14 protein-coding genes are annotated in these 24,581 nt (G+C 35.7%); 13 read left to right on the forward strand and 1 reads right to left on the reverse strand.

Features of this window, described 5'->3' with window-relative positions; translation table 11 throughout:
* Positions 1–40: 40 nt before the first annotated feature.
* On the reverse strand, positions 41–421 hold the full coding sequence (locus ACYSNX_RS01575; protein ID WP_461752935.1) for an SPOR domain-containing protein: 381 nt from the start codon (positions 419–421) through the stop codon (positions 41–43).
* A gap of 217 nt (positions 422–638) precedes the next feature.
* Between ACYSNX_RS01575 and ACYSNX_RS01580 the strand changes: the two genes are divergently transcribed.
* From ACYSNX_RS01580 to sov, 13 genes are all read left to right on the forward strand, one after another.
* On the forward strand, positions 639–1,919 hold the full coding sequence (locus ACYSNX_RS01580; RefSeq protein ID WP_461752936.1) for a cytochrome c3 family protein: 1,281 nt from the start codon (positions 639–641) through the stop codon (positions 1,917–1,919).
* 40 nt (positions 1,920–1,959) lie between these two features.
* Positions 1,960–5,010 carry a TAT-variant-translocated molybdopterin oxidoreductase gene (locus ACYSNX_RS01585; protein WP_461752937.1) on the forward strand — a complete coding sequence of 1,017 codons (3,051 nt, stop codon included), beginning with the start codon at positions 1,960–1,962 and terminating at the stop codon, positions 5,008–5,010.
* A gap of 38 nt (positions 5,011–5,048) precedes the next feature.
* A complete protein-coding gene (nrfD, locus tag ACYSNX_RS01590; protein WP_461752938.1) occupies positions 5,049–6,458 on the forward strand; it encodes an NrfD/PsrC family molybdoenzyme membrane anchor subunit in 1,410 nt (469 codons plus the stop codon).
* Positions 6,459–6,464: 6 nt separating this feature from the next.
* Positions 6,465–6,986, forward strand: a complete 522-nt coding sequence (locus tag ACYSNX_RS01595) for a DUF3341 domain-containing protein (protein WP_461752939.1) — start codon at positions 6,465–6,467, stop codon at positions 6,984–6,986.
* A 7-nt stretch (positions 6,987–6,993) separates the two neighbouring features.
* Positions 6,994–7,542, forward strand: coding sequence for a c-type cytochrome (locus tag ACYSNX_RS01600; RefSeq protein WP_461752940.1), 549 nt, complete (start codon positions 6,994–6,996; stop codon positions 7,540–7,542).
* Between the two features lie 31 nt (positions 7,543–7,573).
* The gene (locus ACYSNX_RS01605; protein ID WP_461752941.1) at positions 7,574–8,881 is read left to right on the forward strand and encodes a quinol:cytochrome C oxidoreductase; all 1,308 of its coding nucleotides are present in this window, start codon (positions 7,574–7,576) and stop codon (positions 8,879–8,881) included.
* 17 nt (positions 8,882–8,898) lie between these two features.
* Entirely contained in the window at positions 8,899–10,020 is a 1,122-nt protein-coding gene (locus ACYSNX_RS01610) for a cytochrome c oxidase subunit II (RefSeq protein ID WP_461752942.1), read from the forward strand.
* Between the two features lie 28 nt (positions 10,021–10,048).
* Positions 10,049–11,845 (forward strand): cytochrome c oxidase subunit I, encoded by a 1,797-nt coding sequence (locus tag ACYSNX_RS01615; protein WP_461752943.1) that lies wholly within the window; start codon positions 10,049–10,051, stop codon positions 11,843–11,845.
* A 111-nt stretch (positions 11,846–11,956) separates the two neighbouring features.
* Positions 11,957–12,967 (forward strand): Holliday junction branch migration DNA helicase RuvB, encoded by a 1,011-nt coding sequence (ruvB, locus tag ACYSNX_RS01620; protein WP_461752944.1) that lies wholly within the window; start codon positions 11,957–11,959, stop codon positions 12,965–12,967.
* Positions 12,968–12,990: 23 nt separating this feature from the next.
* Positions 12,991–13,917: a tRNA epoxyqueuosine(34) reductase QueG gene (gene queG, locus ACYSNX_RS01625; protein WP_461752945.1), complete on the forward strand. Its 927-nt coding sequence runs from the start codon at positions 12,991–12,993 to the stop codon at positions 13,915–13,917.
* A gap of 63 nt (positions 13,918–13,980) precedes the next feature.
* On the forward strand, positions 13,981–16,260 hold the full coding sequence (locus tag ACYSNX_RS01630) for an NADP-dependent malic enzyme (protein WP_461752946.1): 2,280 nt from the start codon (positions 13,981–13,983) through the stop codon (positions 16,258–16,260).
* A gap of 93 nt (positions 16,261–16,353) precedes the next feature.
* Positions 16,354–16,935: a Holliday junction branch migration protein RuvA gene (ruvA, locus tag ACYSNX_RS01635; RefSeq protein ID WP_461752947.1), complete on the forward strand. Its 582-nt coding sequence runs from the start codon at positions 16,354–16,356 to the stop codon at positions 16,933–16,935.
* Between the two features lie 180 nt (positions 16,936–17,115).
* Positions 17,116–24,549, forward strand: coding sequence for a T9SS outer membrane translocon Sov/SprA (gene sov / locus ACYSNX_RS01640; RefSeq protein WP_461752966.1), 7,434 nt, complete (start codon positions 17,116–17,118; stop codon positions 24,547–24,549).
* Positions 24,550–24,581 lie beyond the last annotated feature (32 nt).

Here is a 24,581-nt window from a genome sequence, read left to right on the forward strand (position 1 = left end):
TTTTTTTAGAACTAAAAACTCTAACGGCAGAAGATTAGAATTATTTTCCAGGTCTTATTATAAAGGAGTTTGGAAAGTCCATTTTTATAATTCGCATATGTTTTTCAGCTTCTAATCTAGTTTTGAAGTTCCCTACCATTACTTTATATGAAGGTGCGCTATATATTATTGTAGCATCTAAGTTAGGGTAAGCTAGTCTGAATTTTTGTAAGGCCTCTTGGGCTGCTGTATTCTTTCCATAAAAAACTTGGATTTTGTATTTGTCATTTGTTATGGTGGATGAATTATGAGTCTTTTTTAAATCAAGCAAATTTGTAACTGCTGAAGGCTCATTTATGTGTGGATTTTTTTCCTGACCATAGAATGTAGTAATGCTAAAAACTATGGTAGTATACGCTAATAAAACTCTTAAAATTCTCATAATGAAATGTATTTTGTGTAAAATTACAATTATTCTGTAATATCAGACAAAAAGGTTTTATTTAGAATGGGTATAAATTAGATTTAAAGGGCAGTAAAGGTTTTAAGAGTAAGGCATAAATTGTATTTTTGTCGGAGTTTGTAAATAAGGTGTATAAGATAGCGGTCTAATTGGCTGTTAAATAAGACCAAATTTAGTTGAAAATCATTTTATAACTATGAAAAAAGTGGGTAACCATAATTCGTTTTCAAAGATTTTATTCTTTTGTTTAGCGTTAATGCTATCGTTTACGACAATTTCGTCTGCGCAAGATGCAGTAAAAGGTAAGGAATTGTTTAATTCTAACTGTGCCGCATGTCACAAGTTAGATGGTGCTGCTACTGGACCGGCTCTTCGTGGAGTTGTTGATCATCACGATGGAGACGTAGAATGGCTGCATAAATGGATTAAAAGTAGCTCTTCTTTGATTAAGTCAGGGGATGCAAGAGCTGTGAAACTGTTTGAGGAGTGGAACAAAGTTGTTATGAATGACTTCCCGGCGTTGTCGGATGAGGACATTGATAACATCTTAGCATATACTTCTTTACCAAAAGCTGAGCCAAAAGCGGGAGCAGTAAGTGGAGCACAAACGCAAAATGGAGGGGATTCTGATGGAGTTTCTAACGTTATTGTGTTAGGTGCTTTAGTTGTTGTTTTACTGCTATTGGTTACAATGCTATTCTTTGTACGTAAAGTATTGAATAGAATTGTTGAGGCTAATGGATTAACACCAGAGATTGAAAAAACTATGCCATTATGCAAGGCTTTTATTAAGAATCAGTTCTTAGTAATCGTTTCTGTAATTGTTATGGTTTTAGTAGGGTCTTATTTTGCATTTGGGTATTTAATGCAAGTTGGAGTTGATCAAGGGTATGAACCAGTTCAACCAATCCATTTCTCGCATAAAATTCACGCCGGTGACAACGGTATTGATTGTAAATACTGTCACTCTGCTGCACGTACAAGTAAAACTTCAGGTATTCCTTCATTAAATGTTTGTATGAACTGTCATGAGAACATTAGTGAGTTTACAGGGGTAGAAGGTAAAGATTATGGTGTTTATACTCCAGATTTTTATACTGCTGAAATCCAGAAGTTATACGAGGCTGTTGGATGGGATGTTGCAACTCAGAAGTACACTGGGAATGTTAAGCCAGTTAAATGGGTTAGAATTCACAATTTGCCTGATTTCGCTTACTACAATCACTCACAGCACGTAAATGTTGCAGGATTAGAGTGTCAAACTTGTCACGGGCCTGTTGAGGAAATGGAAATCGTTAGACAATATTCTCCATTAACAATGGGATGGTGTATTGATTGTCATAGAAAGACAGATGTGAAATTGCAGGATAATGAGTACTATGCTAAAATTCACCAAGAATTATCTGAGAAATACGGTGTTGAAAAATTAACTGTAGCTCAAATGGGTGGATTAGAGTGTGGAAAATGTCACTATTAATATAATTAATTAAAGAATAAGAAGCTAATATATATATACAATGGCATCAAACAAAAAATACTGGAAAAGTGTTGAAGAGCTGAACGAAAATAGTTCTATTGTTGAGACGCTAAGAAACAATGAGTTTGTTGATCAGATTCCAACAGATGAGTTTCTTGGTGATAAAGACGCTTTGTCTTCGTCTTCTACTACTCGTCGAGACTTTTTGAAATATGTAGGTTTCTCAACTGCTGCAGCTACATTAGCAGCATGTGAGGGTCCTGTTGTAAAAGCTATCCCGTATGTTGTGCAACCAGAGGAAATTATCCCTGGGGTTGCGGATTACTATGCTACTACAATAGCAGACGGATTTGATTTTGTGAATGTTTTAATTAAAACTCGCGAAGGACGTCCAATTAAAGTTGAAAATAATAGATTAAGTGGTGCTTACTCAGGTGCTAATGCTCGTGTAAATGCTTCAGTTTTATCTTTATATGATAGTCTACGTTTAAAAGGACCGAAGATCGACGGAGAAGCCGCTTCTTGGGACGAGGTAGATGCTAAAGTTAGAGCTAGTTTACAAGATGCTAAAGCTAAAGGTGGTAATATTGTATTATTAACTAATACAATGGCTAGTCCTTCAGTAGATAAAATTATCGCTGAGTTTTTAGATCAAAACCCTACTGCTAAGCAAGTTGTTTATGATGCTGTATCAAGTTCAGCAGCATTAGACGCTTACCAAAAAGCTTACGGTACTAGAGGTTTGGCGGATTATGATTTCGGTAAAGCTGACGTGATTGTAGCTGTTGGAGCTGATATTTTATCAGATTGGCAAGGTGGAGGTTATGATGCTGCTTACTCACAGGGGCGTATTCCTAAAAATGGAAAAATGTCTAAGCATATTCAAATGGAAGCTAATATGTCTTTAGCAGGTGCTAATGCAGACGTTAGAATTCCTTTGACTGTTGCAGAGCAAAAAGCTGCTTTAATCAAATTATATAACGCTGTTACAGGTTCTTCAGTTAAGGCTGCTGCTACATCTCAAGATGAGAAAATTGCAAAAGCTGCTCAACAATTGAAAGCTGCTGGATCTAAAGGTGTTGTTGTTACAGGTTTAGAAGATGAGAATGCTCAGTTAGTTGTTTTCGCAATTAATGAGGCTTTAAAATCTCAAGCCTTCTTACCAGAGCAAACAAAATTTGTTAGACAAGGTAACGCTAAAGAAGTAAGTCAATTAATTAAAGATATGAACGCTGGTAAAGTACATACTTTAATTATGAGTGGTGTTAACCCAGTTTATACTTTAGCAAATAGTGCTGATTTCGTAAGCGGATTAGGGAAAGTAAATACTTCTGTCGCATTTTCATTAAAAGAAGATGAAACAGCTTTACATTCTACTGTTGCTGCTGCTGCTCCTCATTACTTAGAATCATGGGGTGATGTAATGATCAAAAAAGGACATTATTCGGTTACTCAACCAACTATCCGTCCATTATTTGATACACGTCAGTTCCAAGATGCTATGTTATTGTGGACAAATAATAATACTTCTTACTACGATTACGTAAAAGCTGTTGGTGCTAATATAGCTTCAGGATTAACTTGGAATAAATTAGTTCACGATGGTTTTGCTTTAGTAGACACGCCAAGTAAAGTAAGTTCTTCAATAGATCTTTCTTCTGCTGCGACTGCTTTAAGTAATAGCAAAAATGTAGATGGAATGGAGTTAGTTTTCTATACCAAAGTGGGTATGGGAGATGGACAACAAGCAAATAACCCTTGGTTGCAAGAGTTTCCAGATCCAATCTCGAGAGTTTCATGGGATAACTACGTTACAGTGTCTAGAAAAGATGCTGAGAACTTAGGTATTAAAAATTACCATGTTGCTAATGGAGGTTTAAATGGAAGCTATGTTACTTTAACGGTTAATGGAGTTACTTTAGAAAATGTACCTGCATTAATTCAACCAGGACAAGCGCCTAATACTGTAGGTTTAGCTTTTGGTTATGGAAAACAAGCTGGATTAAAAGAGGAAATGCAAGTTGGTGTTAATGCTTATGCGTTATACAATAACTTCGATGGTGTACAATCTGTTACTGTTGAAAAAAGCTCTGGAGATCATGAATTTGCTTGTGTTCAGTTACAAAATACATTAATGTCTAGAAGTGACATCTTAAAAGATACTACTTTAGATATTTATAATACAGAAGATCCTTTAAAATGGAATATTCCTGCTGTTGTTTCTTACGATCACCAAGAGGTGAAAGCAAATACAATTGATATTTGGGAATCTTTTGACCGTTCAGTAGGACATCACTTTAATCTTTCTATCGACTTAAATGCTTGTACTGGATGTGGGGCTTGTGTTATTGCATGTCACGCTGAAAACAATGTTCCAGTTGTTGGTAAAGATGAGATTCGTAGAAGTAGAGATATGCACTGGTTGCGTATCGATAGATATTATTCATCAGAAGATACTTTCGCTGCTGATTATCAAAAGAAAAAGGATTCAAGTGGTTTTGGAGAATACCGCGAGGCTTTCCAAGAATTGGAGCACCCAGCTGACAACCCACAAGTTGCTTTCCAACCTGTAATGTGTCAGCACTGTAATCACGCTCCTTGTGAGACTGTGTGTCCAGTAGCTGCAACTTCTCATGGTCGTCAAGGACAAAACCAAATGGCTTATAACCGTTGTGTTGGTACTAGATACTGTGCTAACAACTGTCCTTACAAAGTAAGACGTTTTAACTGGTTCTTATATTCTCAAAATGACGCATTTGATTTCAATATGAATGACGATTTAGGTCGTATGATATTAAACCCAGATGTTGTAGTTCGTTCCAGAGGAGTTATGGAGAAATGTTCTCTATGTATCCAAATGACTCAAGCTACTATTTTGAAAGCTAAAAACGAAGGTAGAGCTGTACGCCCTAATGAATTCCAAACTGCTTGTTCTGCTGCTTGTTCTAGTGGAGCGATGGTTTTCGGAGATGTTAACGATAAAGAATCTGATGTAACTGAGTTAGCAGAATCTAATCGTGCATACCATTTATTAGAGCACATTGGTACTAAACCAAACGTATTCTATCACGTGAAGGTTAAAAACGTGTAATAAAAAGAATTATTAATTAAAGAAACATATAAAGGATTATGTCGTCACATTACGAAGCACCCATTAGAAAACCTTTAGTTATTGGTGAGAAAACTTATCACGATATAACTGTGGATGTGGCTAGACCTGTAGAAGGAAGAGCAAATAAACTTTGGTGGAGAGTTTTCACATTAAGTTTAATTGCGTTTCTATGGGGAGTAGGTTCTATGGCTTACACAGTAGGTACTGGAATTGGAACTTGGGGATTGAATAAAACTATTGGATGGGCTTGGGATATTACCAACTTCGTTTGGTGGGTTGGTATCGGTCACGCAGGTACACTTATCTCAGCCGTATTATTATTATTTAGACAAAAATGGAGAATGGCCATTAACCGTTCTGCAGAGGCAATGACTATTTTCTCTGTTGTTCAGGCTGGATTATTCCCTATCATACACATGGGACGTCCATGGTTAGCTTACTGGGTATTACCTTTACCTAACCAATTTGGGTCATTATGGGTTAACTTTAACTCTCCATTATTATGGGACGTTTTCGCAATTTCTACGTATTTATCTGTGTCATTGGTTTTCTGGTGGACAGGTTTACTTCCAGACTTTGCTATGTTACGTGATAGAGCTATTACGCCATTTACAAAAAGAGTTTACGGAATTTTATCATTTGGTTGGTCAGGTAGAGCTAAAGACTGGCAACGTTTCGAGGAAGTTCATTTAGTGTTAGCTGGTTTAGCTACACCATTAGTACTTTCTGTACACACGATTGTATCTTTTGACTTCGCTACTTCTGTTATTCCAGGATGGCACACTACAATCTTACCTCCATATTTCGTAGCAGGAGCTATTTTCTCTGGGTTCGCGATGGTAACAACGCTTTTAATCATCATGAGAAAAGTTTCTAACTTAGAAGACTATATTACTGTTCAACATATTGAATTAATGAACATTATTGTAATGATCACTGGTTCTATTGTCGGAGTAGCTTATATCACTGAGTTATGGGTAGCTTGGTATTCAGGAGTAGAGTATGAACAATACGCTTTCTTGAACCGTGCTTCAGGACCATACTGGTGGGCTTATTGGTTGATGATGACCTGTAACGTAATTTCTCCACAGGTTATGTGGTTTAAGAAAATTAGAACTAGTATCATGGCTTCATTCATTATTTCTATTATTGTGAATATTGGAATGTGGTTTGAACGTTTCGTAATTATCGTTACATCATTACATAGAGACTACTTACCATCTTCTTGGACGATGTTCCAACCTACGTTTGTAGACGCTGGAATTTACATCGGAACAATAGGATTCTTCTTTGTATTATTCTTGTTATACTCTAGAAGTTTCCCTGTAATTGCTCAGGCAGAGGTAAAAACTATCTTAAAGTCTTCAGGAGAATACTATAAGAAAGAAAGAGACAGTAAAGCGAATCATCAATCTTTAAATCATTAATTCGTTATGAGTAATAAAGTAATTTACGCTATATACAATGATGATGATGTATTGTTAGATGCAGTAAAGGAAACTAGATCTGCTCATCATCATATTGAAGAGATTTATACTCCTTTCCCAGTACACGGCCTTGATAAGGCTATGGGATTAAAACCAACAAGACTTGCAATTTGTGCATTCTTATTCGGATTAGTAGGTTTAGCATTTGGAACAAGTATGATGTATTATATCATGATTGTTGACTGGCCTCAAGATATTGGTGGAAAACCAAGTTTTAGCTTTATCCAAAATATGCCAGCATTCGTGCCTATTATGTTTGAGATGACTGTACTATTTTCTGCTCACTTAATGGTAATTACATTCTTCTTAAGAAGTAAGTTATGGCCATTTAAAGAAGCTGAAAACCCAGATGTTAGAACAACGGATGATCACTTTTTAATGGAAGTAGCTCTTAGAGGTGATGAAGAAGCTGCTGTTGAGTTCTTCAAGAATACTGGAGCAGTTGAAGTTAAAGTAATTGAAAAGTAATTGTAGAATGAAGAACATATATAAAATAGTAGCTTTAGTAGGAGTGTCAGTATTGAGTGCTTCTTGTTTTAATAAAGAGCGTCCAAACTATCAGTTTATGCCTAATATGTACGAAGCAGTACCGTATGAGACTTATTCTGAAGTCCCTACGACTGTTTTTGCAGATGGAATGGAAGCTCAATTACCAGCTGATGGTTCAATCCCTAGAGGATTTGAACCAGAAGTTTACCCTAACACTCCTGAAGGATTAGCGCAAGCGAGACTTTACTTAAAGTCTCCACTTGCTGATAGTGAGAAAAACCTTGAAAAAGGAAAAGAGTTGTACTCAATTTATTGCTCTGTTTGTCACGGTTCAAAAGGAGATGGGAAAGGTACTTTAGTTAAAAACGAAAAGTTTTTAGGAGTTCCTAATTACCACGATCGTGATCTTACTGAAGGTGGTGTTTACCAAGTGATTACTTATGGTTTGAATTCTATGGGTTCTCATGCTAACCAATTAACGCAACATGAACGTTGGTTAGTAACAGATTACGTTTTAAAATTGAAATCAGAATAATAAATTGTAAAACTTATTTGAAAGTTTAGATATGTACACATTATCAAAAAATTTAAAAACCTTTGCGATGGTCCTTATGGTTCTAGGATTAATAGGGATTGCATATGGTTTTTTTAGTGCACCTAAGACAACTGCTGAAGTAGAGCAGATCTTAACTGAGCAAGCACACCATAGTGGAGATGCTCAACAAGAGTCATCGCATGCAGTTTCCGAGGCTGATCACGCTGCGCACGAACAGCACTTAGAGCATGTTTTAACTCAGTTACAAAACAAACCTTGGACTGCAGTATATACGGCTTGTATCTTCGTTATGTTAGTTTCTTTAGGAATCTTAACATTCCAAGCTATCAACCAAGCTGCAAGTGCTGGTTGGTCTCCTATCCTTTTTAGAGTGATGGAAGGTTTATCAGCTTACCTTTTACCAGGATCGATTATTTTCTTCGTTATCCTTGTAATCTCAGTAATGGGAGGTAACCATTTATTTATATGGGCTGACCCAGAAGTAGTAGCTAATGATGTTATTATTCAAGGAAAAACAGGTTATTTAAACGTTCCTTTCTTTTTAATTCGTGCAGTAGTGTACCTATTAGGATGGAACTTCTACAGAATCTATTTACGTAAGCAGTCATTGGCTTTATGTGAAACTGGGGATTTAAGTTACCACAAGAAAATTTTTAAAGCATCAGCTGCTTTCTTAGTTTTCTTCATCGTAACAGAATCAATGGCTTCATGGGACTGGATTATGTCAATCGATACACACTGGTATAGTACATTATTTGGATGGTACGTATTTGCTAGTTTCTTCGTAACTGCTATTACTACTATTGCCTTTGCTACTTTATACCTTAAGAGTAAAGGACATTTAGAGCTTGTTAATCATAGCCATATTCACGATTTAGCTAAATTTATGTTTGGATTAAGTATTTTCTGGACTTATCTTTGGTTCTCTCAATTTATGTTACAGTGGTATTCTAATATTCCAGAGGAGGTTACATACTTTATCTTTAGAATTCAAGAGTTTAACTTACCATTCTTTGGAATGTTATTATTAAACTTCGCTCTACCTTTGGTTTTATTAATCAATACAGACTTCAAACGTTTAGGATGGGTTGTTGTAATGGCTGGTACTTGTATCATCGTTGGGCATTACCTTGACTTCTTCTTGATGATTGCACCTGGTACTGTTGGAGGTTCTTGGTTTATTGGTGTTCCTGAAATTGCTTCTTTAATGTTCTTCATAGGGTTATTTATCTATGTTGGATTTAGTGCAATTGCAAAAGCGCCGTTAGTTTGCCATAATCACCCACTTATTGAAGAGAGTAAACATTTTCATTATTAATATTTAAAGATAAACAGATGACAAGTTTATTAATAATAACTGTAGTTGTATTATTGGGAATTGCTATTTGGCAATTAACTAAGATATTCGATTTGACTCAAGTTGGATCTGGATCAAAAGATGCAGCTTCAGAGATCGCAAATGACAAGGACAATAACATTAATGGTTATTTGAACTTCGCTTTCTTAGGGTTTATCTACGTCTTTACTATTTTTAATTTAGTGAAGTATGGTAGCTTTCCTTTAATGAGTGATTCTGCGTCAGAACATGGTGAAACAGTGGATAACTTAATGTGGATCTCTATGGGTCTTATTGGGTTTGTTCAAATTTTCACTCAATTCTTACTTTACTGGTTCGCTTTCAAAGGAAGAGGAGTAAAAGGAAGAAAGGCTCTTTATTTTTCAGACAATGATAAATTAGAGGCAATATGGACAATTATTCCAGTAATTACTTTATCTGGTTTAATCCTTTACGGACTTTTCGCTTGGAACGACATTATGTTTGTTGACGAGGAAGAGGATGTTTTAATTGTAGAGGTTTATGCTAAGCAATTTGGATGGGATGTTCGTTATTCAGGAAAAGACAATGTTCTTGGTAAAGCAAACGTTAGATTCATTGAAGGAGTTAACGTAGTTGGAGTAGATATGTCTGATCCAAACTCGTATGATGATCAAATGGCTTCAGAATTACACTTACCGTTAGGAAAGAAAGTAGTTTTAAAATTCCGTTCACAAGACGTTTTACACTCTGCTTACTTACCTCACTTTAGAGCTCAGATGAACTGTGTACCAGGAATGGTTACTCAATTTGCTTTCACTCCTACAATCACTACGGAGGATATGAGATCTCGTGAAGCTATGGTTACTAAGGTTAATAACATTAACAAAATTAGAGCAGAGCGTAGCCAAGAATTAATTGCAAAAGGAGAGGAAGCATTAGATCCTTACCAATTCGATTACTTAATCCTTTGTAACAAAATTTGTGGTGCTTCTCACTACAACATGCAAATTAAAGTTGTAGTTGAAACTCCAGAAGAGTTTGAGAACTGGGTTAATGCGCTTCCTACTTTAGGAGAGCAGTTAGCTCAAACAAAAGAAGTAACTAACACATCGGATGAATTTGCTCAAGTTGTAAAGTAAAACACTCGTATTAAAATCAAATTATACTATGTCAGCATTAGGACACGAAATAATTCATGATCATGACCATGATCATCACGATAAAGGGAATTTCTTTACTAAATATGTATTTAGTTTAGATCACAAGATGATCGCGAAACAATACTTGATAACCGGTATTATCATGGGTATTGTAGGGATCATGATGTCTCTTTTATTTAGAATGCAAATTGCATGGCCAGAGGAATCTTTTACGCTTTTTAAATGGTTACTAGGCGAAAAAATGGCTCCTGATGGAGTAATGAAGAACGATGCGTACTTAGCCTTGGTAACAATGCACGGTACAATCATGGTATTCTTCGTATTAACTGCAGGTTTAAGTGGTACGTTCTCGAACTTACTTATTCCATTGCAAATTGGAGCTAGAGATATGGCTTCAGGATTCTTAAACATGTTATCTTACTGGATTTTCTTTATCTCTGCAGTATTAATGATCATCTCATTATTCGTAGAAGGGGGACCAGCTTCATCAGGATGGACTGTATACCCACCATTGAGTGCGTTACCACAGGCAATCCCAGGATCTGGAACAGGGATGACTTTATGGTTAGTTGCTATGGCTTTGTTTATTGTATCTTCTACAATGGGATCATTAAACTACGTTGCTACAGTTATTAACATGAGAACTAAGGGAATGTCTATGACAAGATTGCCATTGAGTGTTTGGGCTTTATTTACTACAGCTATCATTGGTATTGTTTCTTTCCCAGTATTATTATCAGCAGCTTTATTATTATTATTTGATAGAAGCTTTGGTACATCTTTCTTCTTATCAGATATTTATTTAGCTGGAGAGGTATTACATTACCAAGGAGGATCACCAGTATTATATGAGCACCTTTTCTGGTTCTTAGGACACCCGGAAGTATACATCGTTATTTTACCTGCGATGGGAATTACATCAGAGGTTATTGCTTGTAACGCTCGTAAACCAATTTTCGGTTATCGTGCGATGATTGCCTCAATTTTAGGTATTGCATTTTTATCAACGATTGTATGGGGTCACCACATGTTCGTTTCAGGGATGAATCCATTCTTGGGATCTGTGTTTACTTTTACAACTCTTTTAATTGCGATTCCTTCAGCTGTTAAGGCATTCAACTATATTACTACTATTTGGAGTGGAAATATCCAGATGAACCCTTCTATGTTATTCTGTATTGGTTTCGTTTCTACGTTCATTACTGGAGGATTAACAGGAATTATCTTAGGAGATTCAACTTTAGATATTAACGTTCACGATACATATTTCGTTATTGCTCACTTCCACTTAGTAATGGGTATTTCTGCTCTTTACGGAATGTTTGCTGGTATCTACCACTGGTACCCGAAAATGTTCGGAAGAATGATGAACAAAAACTTAGGATACATTCACTTCTGGGTAACTGCAGTTTGTGCTTACGGAGTTTTCTTCCCAATGCACTTTATCGGATTAGCAGGTTTACCTCGTCGTTACTATACAAATACAGCGTTCCCATTATTTGACGAGTTCTATGATGTTAACGTATTAATTACAGTATTTGCTCTTGTAGGTTCAGCATTCCAGTTATTGTTCTTATGGAACTTCTTCTATAGTATTTTCTACGGTAAGAAGGCTCCTCAGAACCCATGGAAAGCTAACACTCTTGAATGGACTACTCCAGTGGAGCACATCCACGGGAACTGGCCAGGAGAGTTACCAGTTGTTCACAGATGGCCTTATGACTACAGTAAACCTGGTTTACCAGAAGACTATGCGCCACAAACTATGCCAATGCAAGAAGGTGAGGAAGAATTACATCACTAGAAGTATTTAAATAGAAATATAAAAAAGGTCATCCAATTTTTTGGATGACTTTTTTTTTATACTGTTTGTAATAGTATTTTAAAGCAGCAATTTTTAGTATATCTTTGTAGTATGAATGAGAATTTAGACCCTACAACTAGGCATTTTTCCTCAGAGGAATTTGATGTTGAAAAGAAGTTGAGACCTCTTAGTTTCGATGATTTCGCAGGACAAGAAAACGTATTAGATAATTTACAAGTTTTTGTAGAAGCTGCTAATATGCGTGGTGAAGCTTTGGATCATACTCTTTTTCACGGTCCTCCAGGGCTAGGTAAAACTACATTGGCCAATATTTTAGCCAATGAGCTCAATGTAGGTATTAAAATTACCTCTGGGCCTGTTTTGGATAAACCTGGTGATTTAGCTGGTCTTTTAACGAATTTGGAGGAAAGGGACGTTTTGTTTATTGATGAGATCCATCGCTTAAGTCCAATTGTAGAAGAGTATTTATATTCGGCTATGGAAGACTTTAAGATTGATATCATGATTGAATCTGGTCCTAATGCTCGTTCTGTTCAGATTAATCTAAATCCATTTACTTTAGTTGGGGCTACTACTAGAAGTGGATTACTTACAGCTCCTATGCGTGCTCGTTTTGGTATTCAAAGTAGATTGCAATATTATAGTAAAGAACTTTTAGCTGGTATTATAGAACGTAGTGCTTTTATTTTAGGTGTACCTATTTCTATAGAGGCTTCCATTGAAATCGCTGGAAGAAGTAGAGGGACTCCTCGTATTGCTAATGCTTTATTGCGTCGTGTACGAGATTTCGCTCAGATTAAAGGTAATGGTAGTATCGATTTGACAATCGCTCAGTATGCTTTAAACGCCTTAAATGTGGATTCTTATGGTTTAGATGAAATGGATAATAAGATTCTTTCGACTATTATAGAAAAATTTAAAGGCGGTCCTGTTGGTTTGTCTACTTTGTCGACAGCCGTTTCTGACAATGGAGAAACTATTGAAGAAGTTTATGAACCATATTTAATTCAAGAAGGTTTTATTATTCGTACTCCTCGTGGTCGGGAAGCTACTCAAAAGGCTTATCAGCATTTAGGATTTGCGTTTGATCTTGAAGATTAGCACTATTAAAAACGTCTAGTTTTATGATAAATAATCCTAGTTTATATTCTAAGTTAATTAAAGACCGTGCTTTAGAGCTTGGCTTTAACCAATGTGGTATCTCTAAAGCTGATTTTTTAGCCCAAGATGCACCAAGACTGGAAAGTTGGCTTAAAGCTGGTATGCATGGGAATATGCAATACATGGAGAATAATTTTGACAAGCGTTTAGATCCAAGAATTTTAGTTCCAGGTGCAAAAAGTGTTATTTCTTTGTCTTTAAATTATTTTCCCGATAAAGTACAGCTTTGCGATACCTATAAGGTTTCTAAGTATGCCTATGGAGAAGATTATCATTTTGTTATAAAGGACAAACTAAAGGAATTATTTGCCTTCATTCAAGAAGCCATTGGAGATATAGGTGGGAGAGTTTTTGTTGACTCAGCACCTGTATTAGACAAGGCTTGGGCTGCTAAGAGCGGACTAGGTTGGGTTGGCAAGAATAATAATTTGATCCATAAAAAGATGGGTTCTTTCTTTTTTTTGGCTGAACTTATTATCGATCTAGAGTTAGAATATGACTCTATTACCACAGATCATTGTGGAACTTGTACAAAATGTATAGATGCTTGCCCTACACAAGCAATTGAAGGACCTTATATTGTCAATGGGAGTAAGTGTATTTCTTACTTAACAATTGAGTTAAAGGATGACATTCCAAAGGAATTTAGTGGCTTATTGGATGATTGGGCTTTTGGTTGTGATATCTGTCAAGATGTATGTCCATGGAACAGATTCTCTAAACCACATAATGAACCTCGTTTTTCTGCTAATGAGGCTATTTTGAACTACGATAAGAAGCAATGGAATGAGATAACTCAAGAAACTTTTAATGTAATTTTTAAAAAATCCCCTGTAAAACGTTCGAAGTATGCGGGGTTTATGAGAAATATACAATTTTTAAACGACTGAGTTAAGGAAGTTTGAATGTAAAGTAAAAACGTTACCTTTGTTTGAAATGAAAAACTAGATTTTATGAACAAAGATAATTTACGTAGGGAGGCATTGAAATACCATGCTGAGCCAGTACCTGGAAAAATTCAAGTAGTTCCTACCAAAAAGTATTCTTCGCAAAGGGATTTATCTTTAGCCTACTCTCCGGGAGTAGCAGAGCCTTGTTTAGAGATTGCAAAAAATGTGGATGATGTTTATAAATACACAGCAAAAGGAAATTTAGTTGCTGTTATTTCTAACGGAACGGCTGTATTGGGGCTTGGAGACATTGGTCCAGAAGCTTCAAAACCAGTAATGGAAGGGAAAGGATTATTATTTAAGATTTTTGCTGACATTGATGTTTTCGATATCGAAGTAGATGCCACAGATGTGGATAAATTTATTGAAACTGTAAAAAATATTTCACCTACTTTTGGAGGGATAAACTTAGAAGATATTAAAGCTCCTGAATCTTTTGAAATCGAAAGAAGATTAAAAGAGGAGTTGGACATTCCTGTAATGCACGACGATCAACACGGAACTGCTATTATTTCTGCTGCTGCTTTATTAAACGCTGTAGAATTAGCTGGTAAAGAGATGAAAGACGTTAAAATGGTTGTTTCTGGTGCAGGTTCTGCTGCCATTGCATGTGCTAAATTGTACGTTGCATTTGGTGTACAGATACAAAACATTAAAATGTTCAATAGTAAAGGTGTTTTAAAGAAGGATGATTCTCGTATTTCTGACTTGCAAAGAGAATTTGCTGTTGCTCAAGACATTTCCTTAGCTGATGCTGTTAATGGTTGTGACGTTTTTATTGGATTATCTACTGCGGATGTATTAAAGCCTGAGATGCTTGCAAGTATGGCTGAGAACCCAATTGTTTTTGCTATGGCTAACCCATCACCAGAAATCGATTATAACTTAGCAGTTGAAACACGTAAGGATGTTATTATGGCTACAGGACGTTCTGATTTCCCTAACCAGGTAAATAACGTTTTAGGTTTCCCATATATTTTCCGTGGTGCATTAGATGTTCGCGCAACAAAGATTAACGAGGAAATGAAAATGGCTGCTGTAGTGGCTTTAGCTAAGTTAGCTAAAGAACCTGTACCAGAGCAAGTGAATATTGCTTATGGTGCTACTAAATTAAGTTTTGGTAGAGAGTATATTATTCCTAAGCCTTTTGATCCAAGATTAATTACTATTGTTCCTCCTGCAGTTGCTTTAGCAGCAATGGAAAGTGGAATTGCAAAAGCTCCTATTACGGATTGGGAAGCTTATAAGCAAGAGTTAGCCTTAAGAATGGGGTCTGACAACAAGCTTTTACGTATGTTGATTAATCGCGCTAAAACTTCTCCTAAGAAAGTTGTTTACGCCGAGGCTGATCATTTAGATGTTTTAAAAGCTGCTCAAATCGCTTATGAAGAAGGAATGGTAACTCCAATCTTATTAGGAGATAGAGATACTATTGTTGAACTAAAGAAAGAGATTGATTTTAATGCAGAGATTGAAATAATTGACCCTAAATCTGATGCTGAGAAAGCTAGAAGAACTAGTTTTGCTAAGTCTTATTGGCAAGCAAGATTACGTAAAGGGATTACTTTATACGATGCAGAGAAATTAATGCTTGAGCGTAACTATTTTGCAGCAATGCTTGTGAATGAAAATCAAGCTGATGCTATGTTAACAGGGTATTCTAGAGCTTATCCAACGGTTGTAAAGCCAATCTTGGAATTAATCCCTAAAGCACCTGGTGTGTCAAAGGTAGCTACTACAAACCTTATGATGACAAAAAGAGGACCTATGTTCTTAGCAGATACTGCTATTAATCCTAATCCAACAGCTGAGGAAATTGCCAAAATTGCTGTAATGACAGATAAAGCAGTTAGAATGTTTGGAATGGAGCCAGTAACAGCGTTATTATCTTATGCTAACTTTGGATCAGCTGATCAAAGCTCACCTTCAAAAATGAGTGAAGCAGTGAAAATGTTACATGAGCAATATCCAGACATGGCTGTAGATGGTGAAATTCAAATAGATTTTGCTTTAAATGATCAAATGCTTAAAAATAAGTTCCCTTTTTCTAAGTTAGTTGACAAGCAAGTTAATACGTTGATTTTCCCTAATCTAGATTCTGCTAATATTACTTATAAAATGTTAAAAGAATTGAATAAGGCAACTTCTATCGGACCTATTATTTTAGGTTTGGATCGTGCTGTTCACGTATTTCAATTAGGAGCTAGTGTAGATGAAATGGTTAATATGACTGCTGTGGCAGTGGTAGACGCTCAAGTTCGCGATAGCCGTAAACGCAAATAAAAAATAAAAATTTGCCTTTTGTTAGAGTGTGATTTTTAATGCTAATAATAGTTAATTTTTATTGCTATTTTTGAGCTTAAATTAAAAAGGAACATGATAGCACATATTCAAGGGCGTTTAGTGGAAAAAACACCCACTGAAGTAGTAATAGATTGCGGGGGAGTAGGATATTTAATCCATATTTCCCTGCATACTTTTTCTCAACTTGGCTCAAGTGAGCAAGTTCGATTATATACCCACCTACAAATAAAAGATGGCGCACATACTCTTTTCGGTTTTAGTGAAAAGATTGAGCGCGAACTATTCAAGTTACTGATTTCTGTGTCAGGTATTGGAGGAAATACTGCTCGTAATATGCTTTCCTCTATTAATCCAAATGATCTTTTCAAAGCAATTGCAAATGCCGATGCAAAAACAATCCAATCTGTAAAAGGGATTGGTACTAAAACGGCCCAACGTGTTATTTTGGACTTACAAGAGAAAGTAGTTAAATTATACGATATGGACCAAGTTTCTACTACTTCTAACAATACAAACTTAGAAGAAGCGTTATTAGCATTAGAGGTTTTAGGGTTTGCAAGAAAAGCTGCTGAGAAGGTAGTGAATAAAGTTTTGCAGCAGAATCCTGATGCTAGTGTTGAAGTTATTATTAAACTAGCTTTAAAAAATTTGTAGACATTGAAGGGGTACTATCCTAATTTATATCTTTTGTTACCTATAACAGTTTTATTTTTGTTCTTAACCACCTTTGGTTTTGGACAGAATATTATTGTGCAACCAAGTGAGCCAGAATTCGGGACTACCCAAGAGCTTACTTTAGAGGAGCAAGAAGAAATAGAACAATGGGAAGCCCAAATGCTACAGGATTGGGAAGATTTTGAACTTAATCAAGTCCAAGATTCTTTAGCCCCTGCTTATAAACCAGGAAATATTACTTTTCCTGACCCAAGTTTTATACGCGAAGTTTACTCCTATAATCCAGTTACCGATAAGTACTATTACACTAGGGGATTAGATACCTATGATATTAATCTACCTGTAATTCTATCTAGGCCTGAGTATGAGCAATTAGTACTTAGGGCTGAAATTAGAAAATATTTTCAATTAAAGTTTGACGCAATGCATGGTCGTTTAGAGGACGAAGAAGCTATGCGTGATATGTTGCCTCGTTATTATGTGAACTCTAAGCTATTTGAGGGTATTTTTGGATCGAATACCATCGATGTAAAACCAACAGGTTCGGTTGAGTTTGACATGGGTGTACGCTTTAGTAAACAAGATAACCCAGTGATTTCTCCTCGAAATAGAAAAAGCATGACTTTTGATTTCGATCAGCGTATTAGTATGGGACTTCATGGAATGGTAGGAACACGTATGGGGGTAAATATTAACTATGATACCCAAAGTACCTTCGATTTTCAGAACATGATGAAATTGGCCTACGAGCCAGATGAAGATGCAATTATTAGAAAGATTGAGGTAGGTAACGTAAGTATGCCTATTGGAGGAACCCTAATTAGAGGTGCTCAAAGCCTTTTTGGAGTAAGAACAGAATTACAATTTGGTAAAACGACCATTAGTGGAGTGTTCTCTGAGCAAAAAAGTCAAACTAGTAGTGTAGTTGCTCAAGGAGCTGGTACCTTAGAAGATTTTGAATTATTCGCTTTGGATTACGATGAAGATAGACACTTTTTCTTATCACAATACTTTAGAAATAATTACGACAGTGCTTTAGAGAAATACCCTTATATCAACTCTAGAGTTAGAATTATACGCGTAGAGGTTTGGGTTACTAATCGCTATAGTCGAATGGGACCTACTAATAATAACTCTAGAAATCTTATCGCAATTCAAGATTTAGGGGAAGGAAGAAATAAAAGAGGTACTGGGGAAAGAGTAGTTTCAAAAGACGAACCTGGCTTCTTTGTTAACCCTAATCCTAATGCCTATCCAGATAACAATAATAACTTATATGACCCAAGTAAAATAGGTGTAGGTGGATATTATTTGAGCCCAGCTATTAGAAATAGTACCTCTGGTACACAGGGGTTTAATACTTCTGTGCAAGAGGGAAGGGATTTCGTTAAATTAGAAAGTGCTAGAAAACTAAATAGTAACGAATTTACTTTTCATTCCCAATTAGGGTATATCTCTTTGAATCAGCGTTTATCCAATGATGAAGTACTTGCTGTAGCTTTTCAATATAGTGTTGGAGATAAAGTTTACCAGGTTGGTGAATTTGGAAATGATACTCAAGTCGCCCCAGAGAATATAGGGACAGTACCAGGTGATGATCAACCTGTTTTACTATCGGAGACTTTAGTGGTTAAACTTTTGAAAAGTAGTTTAACTCTAACGCATGCACCTGTGTGGAACTTGATGATGAAGAATATTTATCAAATCCCAAATGCTTCTTATGTTACGCCGGAAAAATTTAGATTTAATATTCTTTATACCGATCCAAGTCCTTTGAATTACATTTCTTCTGTCGATGGAAATGAATTACCTGAAGGAGTGGAAAGGACAGCCTTATTAAATGTATTCCATTTGGATAGATTGAATTCAGTGAATGATCCACAAAAGGGTGGAGATGGTTTCTTTGACTTCCTTCCTAATGGGGGACTGCAAAATATTTATGATCCGAATAATCCTTCGGGTAGTTTTACTGGAAATAACAATAGCCAACCAGGCTATGGCTCCAATAATGGTTTTGGAAGTAATGGTAGTTTAAATAATAATAACCAACCAGGCTATGGAAGCGGTGGTGGGAATTATGGTGGAGGAAGCTATAACAACAATAATAATGGTAATAACCGCAATAGTTTTGATGGAATTACTATAGATGCGGTTAATGGTAGATTAATTTTTACAACTGTAGAACCTTTTGGAGAGTACCTTTATAATAAGTTAGATAAAAATCCAGGTAATAATCCAGATGCTTATTATAACCAAGCTTCTTATAATGAAAATCAACGAAAGTATGTATTTTCTGAGTTGTATAGAAGTACCAAAGCCACTGCAATTAGAAACCAAAGTAATAAGAATAAGTTCTTATTAAAAGGAAAATACTCTAGTCAAAATGGAGAGGGAATCCCTATTGGTGCTTATAATGTGGCAGCTGGCTCTGTTGTGGTTAAATCTGCTGGTAGATTATTAATAGAAGGAGTAGATTATACGGTGGATTACAATAGAGGAAGGGTGATGATTTTGGATCAGGCTTTGTTAGCCTCTAATGCTCCTATTGAAGTATCTGTGGAAAATAATACAATGTTTGGCCAACAAACAAAAAGATTCTTTGGACTTAATATTGAGCACAAAGTTAATAAGGATTTATTATTTGGTGGTACTATACTTCGATTATCAGAAAGACCTATGACACACAAAAGTGTTTATGGGCAAGAAGCTGTCAATAATACGATTTGGGGGATTCATGGACAATACTCAACCGAAGTGCCGTTTTTGACTCGAATGGTTAATAAGTTACCAAATATCGACACAGATGTAGAATCTAGAGTTACTCTAAGAGGAGAATTCGCCTACCTTAAACCAGGAAGTTCTAAGATAGATCAAATGAATGGAGAGGCTACTTCTTATTTAGATGACTTTGAAGCTGCTCAATCCAACGTTGATATTAAAGGATCTTTTGCATGGAAATTAGCAAGTACGCCGTTAGGGTTTTATACTGAAAATTCTAGTGATGCGGAAAATTCCTTAGGAAATTACTCCTTAGTGGATGGCTATAGAAGAGCAAAGTTATCTTGGTATACTATTGATCCTACTTTTTATTTAGGTTCTAGACCAAATGGAGTAGATGAATATGATTTGAATTCTAGTAGAACTCGCCGTATATATAGTGAAGAACTTTTCCCGACAAAGGACATTGCTTATGGAGAAAGTAGGGTGATTAATACGCTAGATTTAACCTATTATCCATTTGCTAGAGGGCCATATAACTTTAATCCTAAATATAAAAATGCAAGTGGTTCCGCTACCATAGAGCCCTCTAAGAACTGGGCTGGTATTATGCGCGGATTAACCACTACTAACTTTGAGCAAAGTAATATTGAATTTGTGCAATTTTGGTTAATGGACCCTTTTGTGGGAACTTCTGTGGATAATTTTTCCTCCCAATATTTAAGTGATAAAGGGGAATTGCGTTTTAACTTAGGTTTAATCTCTGAGGATGTTTTACGCGATGGATATAAACAATACGAGAACGGTTTACCAGGAAGTGGACAAAACCAAGTCACCACTATTGAAACTATTTGGGGTAGAGTACCTGCTGCTCCATCTTTAATTTATGCCTTTGATGTAGATGCCCGATCTCGTGCATTGCAAGACGTTGGTATTGATGGACTAGATGATGAACAAGAGAGAATCTGGTTCAAAGATTTTGCGCATTTAGATGACCCATCTGGAGATAACTTCGTACACTATTTAGATGCAGATGGAGGAATATTAAATCGTTATTACAACTATAATGGTACACAGGGAAATAGCCCAATTAATGATGGGCGAGGTGGTAATAACTTACCCGATACAGAAGATATCGATTCCGATAATACCATGAATACAATTAATGCTTACTTAGAATATAAAGTTCCAATTCGTGCAAATTTACAAGTAGGTGATCTTTATGTAGCAGATGTTAGAGAGGAATTAGCCCAACTTGCCGATGGTAAATTAGAAAAAGTAAGATGGATTCAATTCAAGATTCCTATCGATAGAAATGGAGTAGCTAAAGGTGATTTAGCTAATTCTGCGGACTCTAGTTTTGATGACGTAATTCGTTCGATACGCTTTATGCGTATGTATATAACTGGTTTTAAAAGTCAGATAACACTGCGCTTTGCAACATTAGATTTAGTTAGAAGTAATTGGAGAAAGTCAGATAGAGACATGCAAATTAGTTCAAATGGACAGTATCCAGATGAGTCTCAACCCGAACGTATTTCCAATACAGGTTTTGATGTTTCCGCTGTAAATATCCAAGATAATTTTGATAGAAAACCAATCCCTTATGTGACTCCTCCAGGAGTTCGTAGAGAACAAGCTTATATCAATAATACCCTAATTAATCAAAATGAACAATCTTTAGCTTTACGATTGTATCCAAAGGATTTAAACAGCCAACCCAATGGTCTTCGTTCAGGCGATGCAAGAGGAGTTTATAAAGGCTTTAATGTAGATATGCGACAATATAAGAAGTTGCGTATGTTTGTGCATGCGGAGGCATTAACTAATGCTAGTGCTGCTGGTTTGATGGATGATCAAGCATATGCTTTCATTCGTTTAGGAAGTGATTTGACTTCCAATTATTATCAAATTAGAATTCCATTGAAGGTAACTCGTCCAGGGGCAAGTACTCCAGAGGAAATTTGGCCTGAAATCAATGAGTTCTTAGTTGACTTAGATCTTTTGACAAAAATCAAAGTGAATAAAATGACCGATAAAGGTCAATCTTCCACTGATGCAAATAGCTTTTATGAATTATCTGCTACTGAATTAGGCGGGGAAAGAAGTGATATGTATATCGGTATAAAAGGAAATCCTAATTTCGCAAATGTTCGTATTATGATGTTGGGAATTAGAAACGAGAGTTTATCTGATTTAGCTGGAGAGTTTTGGTTTGATGAATTGCGTTTATCTGATATGGATAATAAAGGCGGATGGGCGGCGATAGCAACTGTAGATGCCAATATTGCTGATTTTGCAACTGTTTCAGCTAGTGGTATGCGTTCAACTGCAGGTTTTGGTGCATTAGAACAAGGACCAGAGCAAAGAAGTAAAGAGGATTACAAATCCTATAGTGTTGTAGCAAATGTAAACTTGGATCATCTTTTACCAAAACATTGGGGTGTAGTGGTTCCATTTAACTATGCTATAAGTGAAGAAACAATTACCCCGGAATACGATCCTGGAAACTTAGATTTAAAATTAAGTCTAGTGAAAAGTTATGCAAAATCTTCAGCCGAGGCCGAAGAGATTGAGAAAAGGGCCTTAGATTATACCAAGCGTAAGAGTATAAACTTTATAGGGGTAACTAAGCAAAAAAATCCTGAGAAGAAAAGTACACCAATAGATATTTCTAACTTTACGGTTTCACACTCTTATAATGAAGTCAAACACCATGACTATGAAGTACAGTCCATGTTAGATCAACAAGTGCGTAGTTCTGTGGATTATGGTTATTCATTTAGTCCTAAAACGGTAGAGCCATTAAAAAATGTAAGCTTCTTATCTAATGATTATTTTGCTCTTTTACGTGACTTTAACTTCAATTATATTCCTTCTAATATTACTTTTAGTAGTAATGTTTTGCGCCAATACAATAGACAGGAATTTCGATTGTTGGATGTTCAAGGGATAGGATTAGATCCTTTATACCGTAGAAATTATTTCTTTAATTATACCTATGGCTTTAATTTTGACTTGACACGCTCTTTGCGTATAACTTATGTAGGAGGAAGTAATAACGTAGTTAAGAATTACTATGATAGTACAAATGGTATAGTAGATAATACTAATACGATTTGGGATGATTATTTTGATATTGGTACACCAAATCAATTTACTCAGCAGTTAAACTTTACTTATGAGCTACCAATTAATAAACTTCCATTTTTAGCATTTGTTCGATCCAGCTATAATTATACTGGAACCTATAACTGGCAAAAATCATCTGAATCATTTTCTAATATTGAATTAGATGGACAGTTTTATAATTTAGGAAATACAATACAGAATTCAAGAACTCAGGTATTAAATACAACCTTCTCTATGGATGTTTTCTATCGATATATAGGATTGGTGAAAAGTTCACAAAGAGGAAAAAAACCTAAGAGTAACGCGCGTACAGCTGCTATTGTTCCAGGACAAAAGGTGGTGCAACAACCTAATGGGAATAATCAACAAGAAAAAGAGCCTTCCAAATTATTGGATGCTGTAATTGGAGTGATAACTTCAGTGAAGAACATCCAAGTAAACTATAGTGAAAATAGTGGAACCATGTTACCAGGTTTTTTACCAGGAGTAGGTTTCTTTGGGACTAGTAAACCAAATTTTGGTTTTGCTTTTGGAAGTCAAGCCGATATTAGAGATTTAGCCGCAAATGCCGGGTATTTAAGTAACTTCCCTAACTTGAGTGAATCTTTCTTACAAATTAGCAATAAGACCCTAAATCTGAATGCTACTTTAATGCCTATACCGGATTTGATCATTGATGTTTTTGCCATGAGAAGTAAGTCCGATAATCTTTCAGAGCAATTCAAGATAGAAGACTTTAATTATATAGGGCTAGCGCCTTATAATTATGGTAACTTTAGTATATCTACTAATATGATTTCTACATCATTTAGCAAATCAGATTTAAACTACTCTGATGTTTTCAATCAAATGTTAGACAATAGATTAATTGTTGCTAATCGATTAGCCCAGGCTGATGGGATTGATATTAATAATCCTGCTAATTTGGATGCACAAGGTTTCCCGATTGGTTATTCTTCTAAGAGTCAAGCGGTAATTTTACCTTCTTTCTTAGCTGCTTATACAGGAGGTGATGCAAACGGAGTTTCTACTAGTATGTTTAGAAGTATGCCACTTCCTAACTGGAATCTTAAATACAACGGGTTTATGAAAATCGGATTTATTCGAAAGAATTTTAGAAGATTTTCTGTTCAACATGGATACTTAGCTTCTTACACATTAGGATCTTATACTTCTAATTTGGCCTATTACAATAGGGAAAGTGATTTAACCCCTGTCAGAGGGGATAAGCCTGTAAAAGACCTTATAAGTAATGCTACTTTGTATGAACAGTTTAATCCGCTAATTCGCGTTGATTTAGAAACAAGAAGTGCTATTCGTTTCTTAGCAGAGATGAGAAGAGATAGAATGCTTTCTTTAAGTTTTGATAATAATTCTTTAACCGAAACCCAAGGACAAGATTTTATTTTGGGTCTTGGCTACAGAATAAAAGATGTTGGATTTAATTCCTCTTATGCCAATAACGGTTATGGAGGTAGAATTAGTAGTGATATAAATATTAAGGCAGATGTTACCTTGAGTAAGCGACATACCTTAGTGCGTTATTTAGATTATGAGAATAATCAAATGGGAGGTGGACAAAATACTTGGTCCTTGAGATTAACAGCTGATTATATGCTTAGTCAAAATTTAACAGCTATTTTCTTTTATGACCATTCCTTCTCTAAAGCGATAATTTCCACTATGTACCCGATAACAAATATCCGAGCTGGTTTTACCATTCGATACAATTTTGGAAATTAATTGCTAGAAGCTTTAGTTTATTGCAATATTAT

The sequence above is a fragment of the Myroides sp. LJL115 genome (genome assembly GCF_054871665.1).

Coding starts and splice junctions, on each gene's coding strand:
- ruvA (WP_461752947.1), top strand. CDS start 16,354: ATGATAGCACATATTCAAGGGCGTTTAGTGGAAAAAACACCCACTGAA.
- ruvB (WP_461752944.1), top strand. CDS start 11,957: ATGAATGAGAATTTAGACCCTACAACTAGGCATTTTTCCTCAGAGGAA.
- ACYSNX_RS01605 (WP_461752941.1), top strand. CDS start 7,574: ATGTACACATTATCAAAAAATTTAAAAACCTTTGCGATGGTCCTTATG.
- ACYSNX_RS01600 (WP_461752940.1), top strand. CDS start 6,994: ATGAAGAACATATATAAAATAGTAGCTTTAGTAGGAGTGTCAGTATTG.
- ACYSNX_RS01610 (WP_461752942.1), top strand. CDS start 8,899: ATGACAAGTTTATTAATAATAACTGTAGTTGTATTATTGGGAATTGCT.
- nrfD (WP_461752938.1), top strand. CDS start 5,049: ATGTCGTCACATTACGAAGCACCCATTAGAAAACCTTTAGTTATTGGT.
- queG (WP_461752945.1), top strand. CDS start 12,991: ATGATAAATAATCCTAGTTTATATTCTAAGTTAATTAAAGACCGTGCT.
- ACYSNX_RS01595 (WP_461752939.1), top strand. CDS start 6,465: ATGAGTAATAAAGTAATTTACGCTATATACAATGATGATGATGTATTG.
- ACYSNX_RS01630 (WP_461752946.1), top strand. CDS start 13,981: ATGAACAAAGATAATTTACGTAGGGAGGCATTGAAATACCATGCTGAG.
- ACYSNX_RS01585 (WP_461752937.1), top strand. CDS start 1,960: ATGGCATCAAACAAAAAATACTGGAAAAGTGTTGAAGAGCTGAACGAA.
- ACYSNX_RS01575 (WP_461752935.1), bottom strand. CDS start 421: ATGAGAATTTTAAGAGTTTTATTAGCGTATACTACCATAGTTTTTAGC.
- sov (WP_461752966.1), top strand. CDS start 17,116: ATGCTACAGGATTGGGAAGATTTTGAACTTAATCAAGTCCAAGATTCT.
- ACYSNX_RS01615 (WP_461752943.1), top strand. CDS start 10,049: ATGTCAGCATTAGGACACGAAATAATTCATGATCATGACCATGATCAT.
- ACYSNX_RS01580 (WP_461752936.1), top strand. CDS start 639: ATGAAAAAAGTGGGTAACCATAATTCGTTTTCAAAGATTTTATTCTTT.